At 71.0% G+C, this 14772-nt stretch carries 11 protein-coding genes; 3 read left to right on the top strand and 8 right to left on the bottom strand.

Annotated elements, in window-relative coordinates; all coding sequences use genetic code 11:
* Positions 1-79: 79 nt before the first annotated feature.
* Both WMF33_RS18320 and WMF33_RS18315 read left to right on the top strand, forming a co-directional pair.
* Positions 80-1618, top strand: a complete 1539-nt coding sequence (locus WMF33_RS18320; protein ID WP_437338331.1) for a hypothetical protein — start codon at positions 80-82, stop codon at positions 1616-1618.
* 216 nt (positions 1619-1834) lie between these two features.
* On the top strand, positions 1835-2065 hold the full coding sequence (locus tag WMF33_RS18315) for a VF530 family DNA-binding protein (protein WP_437338330.1): 231 nt from the start codon (positions 1835-1837) through the stop codon (positions 2063-2065).
* 67 nt (positions 2066-2132) lie between these two features.
* Here the strand turns inward: WMF33_RS18315 and WMF33_RS18310 are convergent, their stop codons facing one another.
* Entirely contained in the window at positions 2133-2594 is a 462-nt protein-coding gene (locus WMF33_RS18310; RefSeq protein WP_437338329.1) for a macro domain-containing protein, read from the bottom strand.
* A 627-nt stretch (positions 2595-3221) separates the two neighbouring features.
* On the opposite strand from WMF33_RS18310, the gene WMF33_RS18305 reads away from it, so the two are divergent.
* Complete coding sequence (locus WMF33_RS18305; protein WP_437338328.1) at positions 3222-4472, top strand: DNRLRE domain-containing protein; 1251 nt, start codon at positions 3222-3224, stop codon at positions 4470-4472.
* Positions 4473-4548: 76 nt separating this feature from the next.
* On the opposite strand, the gene WMF33_RS18300 is transcribed toward WMF33_RS18305, so the two are convergent.
* The 7 genes from WMF33_RS18300 to WMF33_RS18270 form a co-directional block, all read right to left on the bottom strand.
* Positions 4549-5208 (bottom strand): hypothetical protein, encoded by a 660-nt coding sequence (locus WMF33_RS18300; RefSeq protein ID WP_437338327.1) that lies wholly within the window; start codon positions 5206-5208, stop codon positions 4549-4551.
* A 155-nt stretch (positions 5209-5363) separates the two neighbouring features.
* On the bottom strand, positions 5364-6257 hold the full coding sequence (locus tag WMF33_RS18295; RefSeq protein ID WP_437338326.1) for a hypothetical protein: 894 nt from the start codon (positions 6255-6257) through the stop codon (positions 5364-5366).
* Positions 6258-6300: 43 nt separating this feature from the next.
* Positions 6301-7356, bottom strand: coding sequence for a beta-ketoacyl synthase N-terminal-like domain-containing protein (locus WMF33_RS18290; protein WP_437338325.1), 1056 nt, complete (start codon positions 7354-7356; stop codon positions 6301-6303).
* Entirely contained in the window at positions 7353-8384 is a 1032-nt protein-coding gene (locus tag WMF33_RS18285; RefSeq protein WP_437338324.1) for a DUF2169 family type VI secretion system accessory protein, read from the bottom strand. The genes WMF33_RS18290 and WMF33_RS18285 overlap by 4 nt, the downstream gene beginning before the upstream one ends.
* Positions 8385-8435: 51 nt before the next feature.
* On the bottom strand, positions 8436-9899 hold the full coding sequence (locus tag WMF33_RS18280) for a YkgJ family cysteine cluster protein (protein WP_437338323.1): 1464 nt from the start codon (positions 9897-9899) through the stop codon (positions 8436-8438).
* A gap of 89 nt (positions 9900-9988) precedes the next feature.
* Positions 9989-11296 carry a DUF1566 domain-containing protein gene (locus tag WMF33_RS18275; protein ID WP_437338322.1) on the bottom strand — a complete coding sequence of 436 codons (1308 nt, stop codon included), beginning with the start codon at positions 11294-11296 and terminating at the stop codon, positions 9989-9991.
* A gap of 920 nt (positions 11297-12216) precedes the next feature.
* Positions 12217-14661 (bottom strand): right-handed parallel beta-helix repeat-containing protein, encoded by a 2445-nt coding sequence (locus WMF33_RS18270; protein WP_437338321.1) that lies wholly within the window; start codon positions 14659-14661, stop codon positions 12217-12219.
* Positions 14662-14772: the final 111 nt, after the last annotated feature.

Here is a 14772-nt window from a genome sequence, read left to right as displayed (position 1 = left end):
GACTACGCGACATCGACGATCTGGCCCCAACGCAGGGTGCCTGCGCGAGTTAGGGTCTGACCGAAGAGGAGACCCGAACATGGTCAAAGCTTTCTTCGCCAGCATGACATTCGGCGCGGCATTGCTCGGCTGTGCCCAGGCCGGGGCGCCGAGCCCGCCCCCCGCGGAGGCGGAAGCGGAATCGGAGGGCCAGGCATCGCTGACGACGCACACGAAATGGCTTGTACAGCGGGGCGCACGCCTGCTCTTGCTCGGCGTCACCAGCGACAATCACGCCCTCTATCAGGAGGGAGAGCGCGTGTACGCGACCGCGCTCGAGCCGGGCGCGACGAGGCAGCTCGTCGCCCAGGTGCCTCCCGGGAACACCGCGTTCGTTTATACCGTCGGCAAGGTCGCGTTCTGCTGGACCAACCCCGACCGGAGCTTGCCCGGCTTCGGGGTCAGCCCCCTCGTCGTGTGGAGCGCGGCGTCCGGCCCGCGCGAGGCGTCCTCCGCCTCGCCCATCGGGACCTTCGCGACCTCGGCGAGCGCCGACGGGCGCTCGGTGCTCTTCCCCACCCATGGCAACGCCGACGGCAGCGTCGGCGACGTCGAGCTCGCCGCGACCGACATGAGCGAGCGCACGACGCTGCTCGGCGCGGTGCCGATGGGCTTCCCGCAGGGGTATTGTCGGCCCTTCGCCGCGTTCGTCGGCCGCCACGGCCGCTCGCACCCGGTCGCGCTGCACTGCGAGGGCGGCGCGAGCGCTGCCACCTTGTCGAGCTGGGAGCGGGGCGAGAGGGTCGACCTGCTCGGCGGCGTCGCGACGCCCCCCTTCTTCAGCGCCGACGCCGGCGGCGGGTCGTTCTTCACGACGCTGGCGGGCTCGGGGCACCCCGTCGTCGTCACGGACGACGGCGAGGTGAGCGCGCTCGACGAGGTGCGCTCGCGAATCGGCTTCTTCGCCAAAGGCGGCTCCGTCGTGTACACCGCGCAAACGGAGGCCGGCCTCGAGCTGCGCCGCGCCGCGCCGGGCGACTGTCGGTCGACCGAGACCATCGCCGACGAGGTCGGGGGCATTCTCACCGTCCTGGCCGGGTCGAAGGTCATCACCGACGCGTGGGCGTCGCCGGACGGCAGCAAGGTGGCCTTCTTCACCCAGCGCGACCCTGCGACCGGCCTCTCCGACGTGGCGCTCGCCGACGCGCGCGGCGGTGCCCCGCCCCTGTCGATCGACCCGCAGACGCGGAACGTGCTCGGCGGCCCGCCCTTCAGCGCCGACTCGAAGCACGTTCTGTTCGCCCGCATCGTCGACCTGACGACCGGCACCGCTCCCCTCTTGGCCTCGGGCGAGGGCGGCGTGCGGCAGTTCAGCGATGACGGGGGCTGGAGCTACCTGCCGGCCGTGCGCGGCCTCGTGTCGTTCAACGACAACACCCATTTCGACGCGGAAGACTTCGAGAGGTCGACGGCCGACCTGAAGGTCGTCGACCTGTCGCGCGAGCCCCTGAAGCCTCGGCTCATCGCGCCGGAGGCGAACCTGACCTACTTCAGCAGCCACGGCGGCCGCCGCCTCGCCTTCACGACGGACCGCCCCGGAACGACGGCCGGCCTCTACTCGGCCGAGGTCGGCAAGTAGCCCGCCCGCGGAGAATCATCGGTCGCTGGAAAAAATCTTCGCGCCCTACGCCGGCAGCCCCATGGGCAGGCCAGACGCCGGGAACAGCACCTCGCCCCTCGGCGTGCACGGGCGGCGTGGGCGCGCAGGCGGCGTGGGTGCGTCGGCCCGCCGCGCGACGTGCTACACGGTGGGCTCACGCTGGCCCTCCGGGGCGGTCGCCCCCCGAGCATCGATATGACTCAGCCTCAGCCCAACAATCCTCTTCACGGCATCACGCTCCAGATGATCCTCGAGCACCTGGTCGCGCAGCACGGCTGGGAGCAGCTCGGACGCATGATCGACATTCGCTGCTTCAAGTACGATCCCAGCATCAAATCGAGCCTGCAGTTCCTGCGACGGACCCCGTGGGCCCGACAGCAGGTGGAGGCGCTCTACGTGCGGGATAAAGCCAAGCCCAGCCCGTGACCGAGGGGCGCGGCGCTCGCGATCTGGACATGGAGGCCGCAGGAGGTCGGCCTCCGTCCCGCGCTGGTCAGGCGCCCGGGGCGCGCACGAACTGCTCGTAGACCACGAGCGTGACCGGCTTGTCGTTGGCGACCTTCACGAGGATGCTCTTGACGCGCAGCCATTCGAGGCCGGTCTTGCCGGCGCCCACGCGCGGTACGCCGATCCGCGCGATCCCCGCCCCGGCGGCGTGCGTCACCATCGCGGCGAGCGCGCGCTCCAGCGCGGCGAGCGAGGGCCTCTTCGTCGCGTTCTCCTGGATCGCGAGGCTGTACACCGTGTCGTCGCCCTCGCTCCAGACGAAGGCCTCCCCGAGCTGGACCTTCCGCTCGGCGCTCCGCTGCTCGAACGCCGGGAGCAGGCCCGGCCAGCGCTTCTTGAACGCCACGGAGATCCCCGTGTCCATCTGCCCCACGCAGCTCACGCCGTGCGCGTACGCGTGAAGATCCGGGGTGTTGAGGAGGTCGCCCTTGGTGAAGATCGTCGGCACGCGGCGCACCCTAGCACTTCCGCGGTCAGCTTCGTGAGATCCCGACGGGCCCGCGAACGCGAGGCGAGGAGGCGCCTATGCCCCGGCCACCTCGAGCGCGCGGTTCCGGCCCACGCGGTACGTCCGCACCGGCGCTCTCCCGTACGAGCCCGCCGTGCTCGCCCCAGCGCGCGGCGCGCTGGCGAGCGGCAAGGCTCCGGCGGCGAGTGCACGCGAGCGGCGGGCGCGACATTCGGCCCGAGCCTGCTCGTTCGCGATGGTCGCTCCGTCGCCTCGGGCCGCCGTGGTCGCCTCGCTCGCCGAGACGCTTACCCGCGCCGTAACCCTCGGGAATGAGATGGCGGCCCGGGCCCGAGCCCCGCCGCGACCAGACCGAGCGCCGCCCCGGCGCGGACCATCGCTCCCGAGGGCTGCGACCCATCGTCGCCCGGTTCCCCGGGGCGGGCTTCGGCGACATCGTGCTGATTGCTCGGGATACGATGATCCGTGCGCGCACTTAGTGATAGGACGAGACGGCGCTGCGGCTGGCAGCGCCAAGAAATGCTTTTGACCGTGAATCCACAGCCGGCGGCAGCTCGCCGCACAGCGAGGCTCTGCCATGCCGGCGCCGCAACGAGGAGCTCTCCCATGAGAACCGCCCATCCGTCGATCTCTGTGTTCGCGTTCGCCTGGATGATCTCCGGCTGCATGGCGGCAGCCGAGCCGCACGACGATAACGATGAAGCCGTCGGCGAGGGCGCAGCGTCTCTCGTCGCCTGCGAGGCGCTGCCCTCCGGCGACATCGTCACGAACGGCAGCTTCGAATTGCCCGATCTGCCGTTTGGCAGGTCGTGGATTCCGCCCTCGCCGACCGCGGTTCCCGGCTGGCGGCCTGCCTATGGCGAGATCGAGCTCCGCGACAGCACGTTCGGCCCGTTCCCCGCGCACGGTTACCAGAACATCGAGCTGGACGCCTTGAGCTCGAGCGGCATCTACCAGGATCTCACGACCATCCCGGGAGCGACGTACGAGCTTCGGTTCGCCTTCGCCGCGTCCACGCCTTGGGGCGGTCCGAGCGAGCACGCGCTCGGCGTCGTATGGGACGGCCAACCGGTCGCCTCGCTCACGACCAGCAGCCAGAACTGGGTCTATTATACCTATACCGTCGTCGCCTCCGGCGCGACGACCCGCCTCCAGTTCAACGATATGGGCGTCTCGAACGGCACGGGGACGTTCCTCGATCACGTCACTGTGGTCCTCGTCGAGGTCGATACGGACGAGGATGGGGTCCCGGACCTGTGCGACAACTGCCCGGAGCAGGCCAACCCCTCCCAGGCCGACGTCGACGGCGACGCCATCGGCGACGCCTGCGAGGTCGAGCCCCAGTGCGTCGTCGTGCAGCGCGGCACCTACGGGAGCGTGCAGGATACGTATATCCAGCCCGGGGTCTCGTGGCCATACGGCGATTACCCGTATCTCGTCACGACGACGCTGCCGGCGGACGTGAAGGCGGGCGTGCTGGCGTTCGATCTGTCGTTCATCCCGGCGGGATCCAACATCGAATCCGCGGTCCTCACGCTGTCCCACCCGTGGAAGGCGACCGCCAGCACCATCGAGGTGCACCGCGCGAACGGCCCCTGGCAGGAGTCGACCGTCCACGCCGGCAACTTCCCCGGGTACACCCCGGCCGTGGAGGCCGTGATCACCACGGTCGCCGAGGCGGACGCCTCCGTGAGCGCCAGCGTGGCGCCCCTCGTCCAGGCCTGGGTGGATGGATCCCAGCCGAACTACGGCGTCGCGCTGCAGGACGTGAACGACCGGACCGACATCCGGTCGAGCGAACATCCGAACGTCGCCCTCCGGCCGAAGCTCGAGGTTTGCTTCACGCCGGCCGAGTAGCGTGGCCGCGCCGGGGCGCGATCGCGCAGCGGCTGCCCCCGGGACGACATCGGGTGCCGGCCGCCGGAGCGGCCGCTCAGCACGGGATCTCGACGCACGCCCACAGGGCAGCCCCCGTCGGCTGGAGCTCGCAGGTGCAGCTCCAGGGCGGGGAGCATCGAGCGCAGACCTCCCCGAGGAGCTGTTCGCAGCGCTGGCCGTCGAGCTGCGAGGGATCGGCCGGGCACTCGAACGGCGGGCATACGTCGGGCGCCTGGCACGACCACGCGCCGTTCGTGCACCGGCAGATCGGCCCACACGTCTCGTAGCCGCAGACCAGGCCCTCGGTGTCGCAGCAGCCTCCCTCGGGTGGGAGGGATTTCGGCGGGTGCACGTCGTTCTGCTGACCGGTCTGGGACGAGGAGCAGAGCGTGTCCGTGCCGCTGCACACGCACGACATCGCTGTGCTCTTGCACTGCAGGCTCGGCGAACACGCGGCTCCCGGCGGTTCGGAGAAGGGGATGCAGCTGCCGCCGGCCCCAGCTCCGCCGACCCCAGCGCCCGCAGCCCCCGTACCGCCGGTGCCCGCGCCACCGGCCCCTGTGGTGCCGGTGCTCGCGCCGCCGGCGCCGCTCCCGCTCGAGCCCGCGGCCTGCGAGGAGCCCTGGGGGCCTTCGACCGGCGCGCCGCACGATGCGGCGACCGCAGCGGCCGCCGGGATCAGGGCTGCGGCGAGGAAGCGGCGTGCGTGACCCATGTCGCCCATGTTACCACCGGGGGCGAGGGCTAGAGGGGCCGAGCTGCTCGAGCGCCCCGCCGAGCACGCGCCCCGCCCCCCGTGACGCTGGGCGAGATCCCGCTCGACCCTCCAGGCAGGTCCGCGGGATGAAGAGGAGCTTGGGCGACCCGGTACTACGGCCCGCGATGGCGCCGCCGGTAGCGATCGTCCTCGTACGATGAGAACTTGCCCCACCTGTACACATGGCAGGCCGAGAATGGACGCTCTTGCCCGCTGCAGACCGGGAGCTCTCTCAGCAGGTCGGCATCCAGCGGCTCCGGGCTCGTGATGCGCGCCGCACCGCCCGCGTCGAGCGCCTGTGCGGCCGCGAGCACGACCCCCTCGGCGCTGTCGGAGACGACGTCGGTGCCTTGCTTGAAGCCTGGAATGTCGAGTTCCACGACGTTCACACCCGGCCCTGTCCACGCGCGCGTCCTGCCACGCGTGCCGGGCGCGAAGGTAGAAATCCCGAGCTCACGCGCGACCGCTTCACCGACGAAGCATGACGACTCCAGACGCGGACGAGCCACGATGTGAGGGCGATGATACGCCACAACATAGCCGTCCAGGAGCGCCATCACTTCCCAGTAATGGCACACGTCCTCAAAAGCGAGTGTGAAATACTCGGGTCCATCAACATGACTCCCGTAGAAGACGCAGCCGTCCTGTGCAAGCCACACCCAAGGGTCGTCCAGCATCCACAGGGGCAGGAGGGTCTGTGAAGGGTCCCGCGGATCGGCGCGCGTACCGTATTCTTGCAGGTCGTCGCGCTCCCACGGAACTTCGCCGCGCAAGTAGCGCAGCGATGCATGGATGCCGAAGACGCCGCTCGGTGTGCGGCAGAGCCCGCCCGTGAGCATCTCAGCGCGAAGCACCGCGCTGGAGCAGGGCCAGCGTATCGTCGCGAGCTCCCTCTGGAGCTCGGAAGACGGCACGGTCCACTCGACGGAGCGGTGAATGCCGAGCCGCCGAAGCAGTTCCTGAGCAAGCGCGCTCAGAGCGCCGGTATCGTGTCTGGGTTCGGACATGTTGTTGGCGGGTCGCCAGCCCGCGCCCCGCCGCTCTCGCGCTTCACCCCGGCGCCGCGACCACCACCACCGCACGCTCCCCGCCGTCGCTCCCGGCCAGCGAGACCGCGCACGGGTGCGGCGCGAACCCGCGCGCGAACGCCTCCGACGCGATGGCGAGGTGCAGCGGAATCGCCGCGGCGCCGAGATAACCTATCCGCTGCGCAGGGCTCTCCACCTGCTGCGGATCGCAGAAGAGGTGCTGAGTGCGCACCGAGGCCGCCTGGAGCTCGAAATGGCGGAACGTCTCGAACGTCAGGTCGGTGAGCATCCAGCCGACGCGCAGCCCGCGCTCGGACAGCGGCGCCAGCGCCGAGCGGAGCGCGGCGGTGAGGCCCGCGGCCTGGAACGCGGACTCGTCGTTGTCCGGTCGGGCCCGCTCGTGCGCCGTGGCCACGCCGACGATCTGCCCCAGGTCGCGGAGCTGCGCGCGCCGCGCGACCTCGGGGCGCATGAGCACCACGAACGCCGCGCACTCCCCCGGGATCAGCGAATCGAGGTTGTCCGGCCGGAAGATCCGCCCCGCGGCGTCGAGCGCGGCGATGCGCGCGGGATCGTAGTCGGTGTGCACGCCGCCAAGCAGCGCCGCGTCGATCGCCCCCCGCCCGAGCGCGTCGCACAGCTCCGGCAGCGCGAACCCCGCCGCCGCGGCCCCGCGCGTCGAGACCTTCACCGCGAGCTCCGGCGCGTGCGCCTCTGCGCGCGCGGCGAGCTCGGCGCCGAGCCGCTGCGCGGGCGCCTCGCCCCCCGGCGGCCGCTGCCCGAGGTGCTCGTCCAGGCACAGGGTCATCTGCATCCGCAGCCCGCGCGCCGCGGGGCCGAGCTTCTCGAGCGCCTCGCCGAGCGCCCGCGCCGCGAGCAGGCCAGCGCGCTGCGCCCCCGTGACGAGCGGATCCAGCGTCGGGAGGAAGCACATCGTGATCGGCTCGCCGCTCCCGTCCACGAGCGGCGCCTCGCGCATCGCCGCGGCCGCGGCGCGGTGCGAGAACGCCGTGTCGATCGACCGCAGCCCGATCGGCGTGACCGCGCCCGCGGCCACCATGACGGCGAGGGGCCTCACGCGCGCCCCCGCTCGCGCACGACGACGCGCGCGTCCTTCATCCGCCGCGGCGCCTTGACGTGCGCGCGCCAGACCATCTCGACCGCCACCGGCTTCTGCGGGCCGGTGGCGTAGAGATCGATCAGCACCGTGTCGAGGTGCGGCGCGAACGCGGCCGGCGCGCGGTCCTTCACCTGGAACTCGATCTCCACCTGCACTCGCGGCAGCTCGAAGCTGAGCGCCCCCTCGGGCGTCAGGTTGAGCGTCCGCACCGGCTCGCCGCCCGCGAGCGGCGGATCCGCGATCAGGCCGGGCGAGGCGCAGAGGTTGTAGCGAGGGTCGAAATCCTCGGGCAGGAGCGGCGCGCGGAGCTCCCGCCAGGTCGCGTCGTACGTCCCGGCGTACCGGCGGCGCGGCTCCCAGTGCCGGCCCACGACCCCGATCCCCGCGGGCGGCGGCGCGGTCTTCGCGGTCCGGATCGGGAACGCGGGGTCCTCGATGTTCGGCGCCGGCTGGTGCGTGAGCGAGGCCGGCGCGCCCGTGACGCCCATGCCGATCGGGTTGCGCGGCTCCTCGACGATCGCCGCGGGATCCTCGTCGTCCCGCCCGCCCCAGGCGTGGTCGTAGCGCATGTCGATCTGCTCGATCGGCGAAGGCGCGGTGAGGCCGGCGCCCTTGTCGACCCAGAGCCGCCTGCCGAACACGACGAGCGACTTCCGGAGCGGGCCGACCTCGACGCGCACGTCGAAGGACGGCGCCGGCCTGCCGTTCGGCGCATACGCCCGGGCCACGAAGATCACGTCGGTGGCCGGCTTGAAGAGGCACACGTCCGCCGGATAGGCGACGCTCTCCGGCTTGTCCTCCTCCCAGGGCAGATCGGCGAGGCGGACCCCCCGCGCGCGCTCGGGCGGGGAGAGCTCGAACGTGCCGTCCTCCTGGAGCTCGAAGCTCGCCTTGACGATCGCGACAAGCTTCTCGCCGTCCCGATCGACGAGGAGCTGCGGGTGCGCGGCGAAGTCCGTCTTGTTGTCGAGCGGGGGCTGGTCCATCGCGGGCGCATTATCGACAAGATCGGCGGCCGTGTCTCTCCGGGGGCGCGATCACCGCGCCCCGGCCGCCTCGGCGGCGTAGGCGTCGAGGCCGTGGCCGCGGAGCATCGCCTCGACGAGCGCGATCGGCTCGGCGCAGGCGGGGTCGTCGTCGCCCGCCGCGGCGACGACGACCGGCAGCGCCCGGGCCACGACGAGCCGCGCCGCGCGATCGCGCAGCGCCAGCGAGAGCGGCAGCGCGCCGATCAAGCGATGGCCGTGCAGCGCCGCGCGCAGGTAGAAGCGCTCCCGATCCGGGGCGGGCGCGGGCGCCGCGAGCAGCGCGGCGAGCAGGTCGGGCTCGGCCAGCGCGAGGGTCGTCGCCGCGATCCACTGCGCGGCGCGCCGGGCGAGATCCCGCTCGCCCCTCCAGCTGGCGTCCTCGCGCGCCCGCCGCGCCGCGCGCCCGTGCAGCGCGGCGAGCCACGGGCCGAGCGCCGCGGGCTCCAGCGGATCGGGCCGCTCGAAGCGCGCGATGGCGCCGCCCGTGAGCCCCTCGGCCTCGACGGCGGCGGCGAGCGCGAAGAGGCCCGCGGCCACGTCGGGCGGCGGCGCCGCCGCGGCGAGCCGCCGCGACCACGCGACGAGCTCCGCCCGCGACGCGGTCGCGCCGGGCGAGATCGGCGCGCGATCCGGCAGCGCTGCCACGTCGATGCGCTCGTCCAGGTCGCCCCGCACCCGCAGCCGCGGATCGAGCAGCGGGGCGCCGCCGGGGCGGCCCGCGCTGGCCAGCACGCAGGCGCACTCCGCGGCGACCGAGACCCGCACCGACTCGCCGTCGTCCACGAAGCTGGTCGGGAAGGTCCGGCACCCGAGCGGCTTCGCCTCGGGCCCGCCGATCGCGTGGAGAGAGCAGCGCCCCTCGCCCTCGAGGTAGGCGCACCGGCCGTCCCGCATCGCCACCACCGAGGCCGCGCACGGCCACGTCCCGCGCTCGGGCGTGAAGGCGCGCTCGTGCCGGGCGCCGCCGCTCAGCACGTCGGGCCGCAGCGCCCGCGCCCGCGCCGCCTCCTCGGGGTCGAAGAGGATCGAGGCGTAGATCCGGCAGCAGCTCCCGCGGCCGTCGCAGTGCAGGCCGAAATCGGGCAGCACCTCCAGCGGGCGCTCGCGACCGCCGCGCTCCTCGGGCGCGCGCGCGGCCCTCACCCCCGTCGCCGGCTCCGCGCACGCCGCGTCCTCGCCGGCGGACTCGGCCTCGGCCTCGATCAGGCCCGCGGCGTGGAGCTGCGCGAGGAACGCGTGCGCCGCGGGTGCGCGCGCGTGCGCGCCCTCGCGGGCGGCCGCGATCACGATGCCCTCGACGTCGCGCGTCCCGTCGGCCGCGGAGAGCAGGACCCACTCCCGCGCGCCGAGCTGGAGCAGCTGCCCGGAGCGGACGTCGTGCAGGATGATCCGCTCCTCCTCGCCGACGAGGTGGCGCCGCACGAGCACGTGGGCGGCGAGGCGAGGGCGCGCCGGCAGCGTGTTCGGGCTCACCCGGGCACGCTAACCGACGCCGGCGGCCGCGCGCCACCGAAACGAGGCGGGCGGGCCCCGCACTCCCCGCCCGCGCCCGCGCGGGCCCCTCAGCGCACGCACTTCACCCATGCGGCCGTGAAGTGGTTCCACTTGCCGCTCTCGCCGGCGTTGAACCCGGTGAAGCCGTCGTCGAAGTTGAGCGCCCACGCCGCCGGAGCGTTCCTCACGGCCGTGTGCGAGGCCCAGTACCAGTCGTTGCTGCGGGCGCCGTACTGCGTGTCCGGGAACATCGTTCTGTGGATCGACGGCGCCACCTGGGCTTCGTCGACCAGGGTCGCGAGCTCCCGGATGCTCGGCAGGCGCCAGGCGCGATCGTTGAGATCGAGCGTCGCGCAGTAGCTCTCCGCCTCGGCCCAGGCCATCGTGGTCGGCGAGTAGCCCTGCTGCCAGACGAGGCCCGTGTAGTTGTCCATCACCTCGCCGGGCGACACGACGGTGTACTGGTCGGGCGGAGCCACGGCCGGGCTGCTCGGCGCCTCCCCTTCCCCGTTGCCCCGCACGCAGCGCAGGCTCGCCGCGGTAGCCTTGGAGGTTGCGTTGCTGACGATCCCGTCGCTCAGGTTGAAGGCCCACGCATAGTCGCGCCCGGCGCCGGCGCCGGCCTGCCGGATCGTGAGGATCCAGTCGGACGCCGTCTTGTGGAATCCCCCCCGCGCCCCCGGGAATGCGGTCTTGTCGATGGCCGGGCTCTGGGTGAAGTCCACGATCGACGTCATCTCGATGCGGGTCGGCAGGCGCCAGTCCGAGGACCCGCCGAGCGTCAGCTCGTCGCAATAGCGAATCGCCTGTTCCCACGTGTACGCCTCGGAGGGAGGGCTCTCTTGCCACTCGAGGCACGTCACGTTGTCGCGCACCACGCCGCCCCCGAGAGCGGAGTAGCTCGCGGGGTTGGGCAGGCCGCTGCCCGCCGGATTGGGCATCGGCCAGCACGCCCACTTGTGCGATCCGCAGGCCGCGGCCTTGCCGCAGGTGTCGGGCGCTCCGCCGCCCGCGCCCGTCGCTCCCCCGTCGCCCGGCGCGCCGCCGCCCGCGGTGTTCTCCGCACCGCCGGCCCCGCTGCTCGCGGCGGGCCCCTCGCCGCCGGCCCCGCCGCTCGCGGCGGGCGCCGCATCGCCGGCCCCGCCGCCCGTCTCGGCGGTGCCCCCGGTCGTGAGGGCGCCGCCCGTCCCCGACGCGGCGCTCTCGGTGAGCGCGTCGCCGCGATCGCCGGCATCCCCGCTCCCGCCGGCGTCCCCGCCGCTGGAGCACGCCGCGGCCGCGAGCGCCAGGCCGAGCGCCGTTCCCCTTCCGGCACGCGCGGCCGTGGTCGACATCGTCAGGGTCGCGTGAAGGACCCACCGCTCGCTTCGATTCATAAGCACCTCCGTCAAGTCAAGCCGGCGCCGCGTCGGCGGAGCTCATTCCTGGGTCATGAGAGAGAGAAGAAACCACAGAGGCACAGAGGGAAGAGATTAAAAAATCTCATTCTTTCTCTTCTCTTCCCTCTGTGCCCTCTGTGCCTCTGTGGCTTAAATTCTCCCCCATCACGGGATCAGGAACGGGCCTCGTGAGCGCGGCGCCGGTACGCAAGAGATAAACAAGCTCGAACCGCACCAACCTATCATACGCCGCGCCACCAAGGTACATCTGCGCTGCGCGGGGTCGCAGGACCGGCGCGCCTTCCGCAGGCCGGCCCACCGACCCTGCGCGCGCGACAGGACGGGCGCGCGCTCTCGTGCGCTGGCAAATCTTCAACCAGCCGGCAAAGCGCGGGTGGCTCGAGCTTCTGGTGAGTGAATCCGAGGTGCTCGCGCGACCTGGTCAAGAACGAAAGGAATCCATCGCACCTCGATCGCGGCCGGCAGGCGACTCGTGAGGACCGGCCGGCCTCTGCCCCGAAGCCGTTCTCCTGCGCCGCTGCGGACAGCGCGCTCCAGGCGAGCTCGTTCATGGGTCGTCGCCCTCGGGATCGCCGCGATCGCCAGGGCCCACTTTCGCTCGCTCCATCCAGGCGCAATGGAGCGCGCATGCCGCTCTCGACCAAGAAGACGTCCATCGGCAGCTCCAGCAACAGCAGGCCGAAGAACAAGAACAAGCGACATCACTGGAAGCGCTACCGAGGCCAGGGCAAGGCACATCACGGCTAGTCCCGGCCGCCAGAAGTCAGGCCAGGGATGGCCGGACTGTCTGCACCGCTTCGCGGCGGCTCCGCGCGGGCGAAATTTGCCTTGTTTCCTCGGGGCTCCGCGACGCCCCGCACCCCGGCGTCCGCTTGGCGGCCGCTCACCGCGGTACGTCAGCGCACCCGCAGCTGCGCCGCCGATTCACCGAGCTTTTCGCCCTGCGCATCCACGATATGCAGCTTGTACGTTCCGGCGCTGGCCGGCACGGCGATGGACGTAGCGTCCCCCGCCGCCTTCGTCATCGTCGCGCCCTCCGTGAACGCGCCGGTGCCGGCCGGCGCGAGCCACACGGTGTTGGCCGCCGCGCCGGCGCTCCTGATCTTGATCGTCTTGGTGCCAGACGCCACCGAGGCGCTCGCCGGGAACACGTAGTCTTGAACCGCGAGCAGGCCGCTGGGGATGATTCCCCGGTGCTCTTCCTGGACGCCGGAGCTGAGGCAAATTTCGTACTGCGCTGCCGGCCACATGTTGTCCGGCACCGCGACCGGCGGGTCGATCCTGCTATCGGGCGGGTTGACGCCCATCTTGTTCACCGTGGCGTACGTCCTCAGGATGGTGAGGTGGTGCTTGGCCCCGAAATCCTCGCAGTTGATCGTGTATTTTACGCCGGGATCGATGTCGAGCACGTTGTCGTTCTGCGTGATGTACGCGCTGCCCTCGTCGTTGTGCAGGCCGTACGTGGGGCCGCTCGTCGCGGGCGGAATGCCCTTGACGTAGTTTTCGTTGATGGTCGTGCCCGGCATCTGACCTAGCGTGTAGACCGCGCCGCTGTCGTGCAGCCTGCTCAATGTATCGATGAATCGATTGTTATTGATCGCGTTGTCTTTACAGGTGGTCGAGTCGGGGAAGTTCCGCCATCCCCAGCCCAGGTTGATGCCGTTGTAGGCCGTCTTTTGGATCTGGTTATAGGTGATCTTCAGGCCATCGACGAAGAACGCGGTGATGCCCGAATGGCCACCGAAGCCAGGCAGTGAGCTCACATCGTACAGGAGGTTGTTGCTGATGGTGTCGTTTTTACAGATGCCCTCGACCCCCGGGCCGAACTTTTGGTGCGGGCCGGTGTCGCCCACGTACAGGTGCTGCGGGTGGCCGACCGTGATGCCGCTGCCGGCGATGTCGGTGATGTAGTTGCCAACGATGGTGGAATTTACGACGTCGTTGATGAAGGAAATCCCTTCATTGCCGCTGTGCTTCACCACGTTCCCGACGAATTCGATCGAGTCGGCGTTGCTGACCGTGATCATCCCGGGCAGCGTGTCGGTGATCTCGTACTTGCTGTTGTGCCAGTTGCCGTCGCCGTAAGCGACGTAGATGGTGGCGCCCTGTACCGTCGCTTTGCCGCGCGACTCGCCCACGCTGTACAGGTTGTAGTCGGTGTTGGCGAAGGTGATGCCCTGGAAGGTGAGGTCCTTGACGCGGCTGGCGGTGGAGTCGCCGGCGATGTCGATCAGCTTCTCTGCGATCGGCGCCTGCACGTCGACCTGAGCCATGTCTTCGCCCTGCCGCGGGTAGTAGTAGAGGGTGCCGGTCGTCTTGTCGAAATAGAACTGACCGGGCGAGCTCAAGAACTCGCGCGCGTTGTAGATCGTGTGAGTACCAGACACGCTAAAGCCCGAATTCCAACCCGGGGTTTGCGCGATGGCGCCGTAGGGCTGCTGAAAGAGCAGCGCGCGGAAGTTGTCTTGCGTCGTGGTGACATCGCGAACGCAAACGATATTCTCGTTCCAGGTGGTGCCGTTCACGATCTCGAGATCGTCCATATTGCTGGCGATGGCTGGTACCGCGTCGAGGTCGTACTTGGCGCCATCGCTGCCGCTGCCGCTCGCCCAAGCCCAGCTCTGCTGCCCGGCCGTCACTCTGTACGTCCCGACCCCTCCGCGCGACGTGACCCGCTTGCTCGTCATCAGGGCACGAGCATCGTTCACGTACAGGTTGCGCAGCTTCGTCGTTCGGTTCAGCTTGGCCTTGTAGATATTGCCTGTGTCCGGCGTCCATCCGGTCACCTGCGTCGCGCCGTTCAAAACGGGCTTTTCCCCGGGGTAAGCCTGGTAGTAGATGCGGTGGCCGTTCGTGCCCGAGTCCGGCGGCGTGAAGGCGATGGCGTCGGTGAGGCTGTACGTGCCAGCTCGGAGGTAAACGTAGATGTCGCCGGTCATGTCGGCGTTGACGGTGCGGACGACGTCGCGCGCCCTGGTGACCGTCTTGAACGGCGCGCTGGCCGTGCCTGGATTGTCGTCGCTGCCGGAAGGCGACACGTAGTACGCCGCTTGCCGCGTCCCGGTCTCGTCTGGAACCTCGCCGCCGCCGCCCGCTCCGCCGCCCGCTCCGCCACCGGCCATCGCGCCGGCGCTGCCGCCGCCCCCGGCCTCTGCCGCTCCTCCGGCTCCTGCAGTGGCGTCGGCTCCGCCGGTCGCGCCGCCGCCAGCCGAGCCGTCACCGCCAGCCAGGTTGGGGCTCGTTCCGTCCGATGAACATGCAGCCAACCCAGCGAACGCCGTGAGCGATGCGGCGACCAGAAGCTTGACGTGACGAACGGTGGAATCGAGACTCTCACGCATGATTATTGCCTCGAACGTAAGGTGATCCAGCCGCCGACGCGAAGCACCGCGCTGCCTCCAGATCACGTCAAATCAGCAAGGGCTCGACCCGCGGCGATGCTGCCGCGAGCG

It is taken from the genome of Sorangium sp. So ce394 (genome assembly GCF_051474665.1).
In the GTDB taxonomy this organism is placed as follows: Bacteria; Myxococcota_A; Polyangia; order Polyangiales; family Polyangiaceae; genus Sorangium; species Sorangium cellulosum_D.
The sequence above is the reverse complement of the archived record's forward strand: the minus strand, read 5'-3'. Positions and strand labels throughout refer to the sequence as shown.

What these genes read in the sequence shown, in the direction of transcription:
- WMF33_RS18305 (WP_437338328.1), top strand. Translation starts at nt 3,222, where the DNA reads ATGAGAACCGCCCATCCGTCGATCTCTGTGTTCGCGTTCGCCTGGATG.
- WMF33_RS18315 (WP_437338330.1), top strand. Translation starts at nt 1,835, where the DNA reads ATGACTCAGCCTCAGCCCAACAATCCTCTTCACGGCATCACGCTCCAG.
- WMF33_RS18320 (WP_437338331.1), top strand. Translation starts at nt 80, where the DNA reads ATGGTCAAAGCTTTCTTCGCCAGCATGACATTCGGCGCGGCATTGCTC.
- WMF33_RS18295 (WP_437338326.1), bottom strand. Translation starts at nt 6,257, where the DNA reads ATGTCCGAACCCAGACACGATACCGGCGCTCTGAGCGCGCTTGCTCAG.
- WMF33_RS18285 (WP_437338324.1), bottom strand. Translation starts at nt 8,384, where the DNA reads ATGGACCAGCCCCCGCTCGACAACAAGACGGACTTCGCCGCGCACCCG.
- WMF33_RS18270 (WP_437338321.1), bottom strand. Translation starts at nt 14,661, where the DNA reads ATGCGTGAGAGTCTCGATTCCACCGTTCGTCACGTCAAGCTTCTGGTC.
- WMF33_RS18275 (WP_437338322.1), bottom strand. Translation starts at nt 11,296, where the DNA reads ATGAATCGAAGCGAGCGGTGGGTCCTTCACGCGACCCTGACGATGTCG.
- WMF33_RS18300 (WP_437338327.1), bottom strand. Translation starts at nt 5,208, where the DNA reads ATGGGTCACGCACGCCGCTTCCTCGCCGCAGCCCTGATCCCGGCGGCC.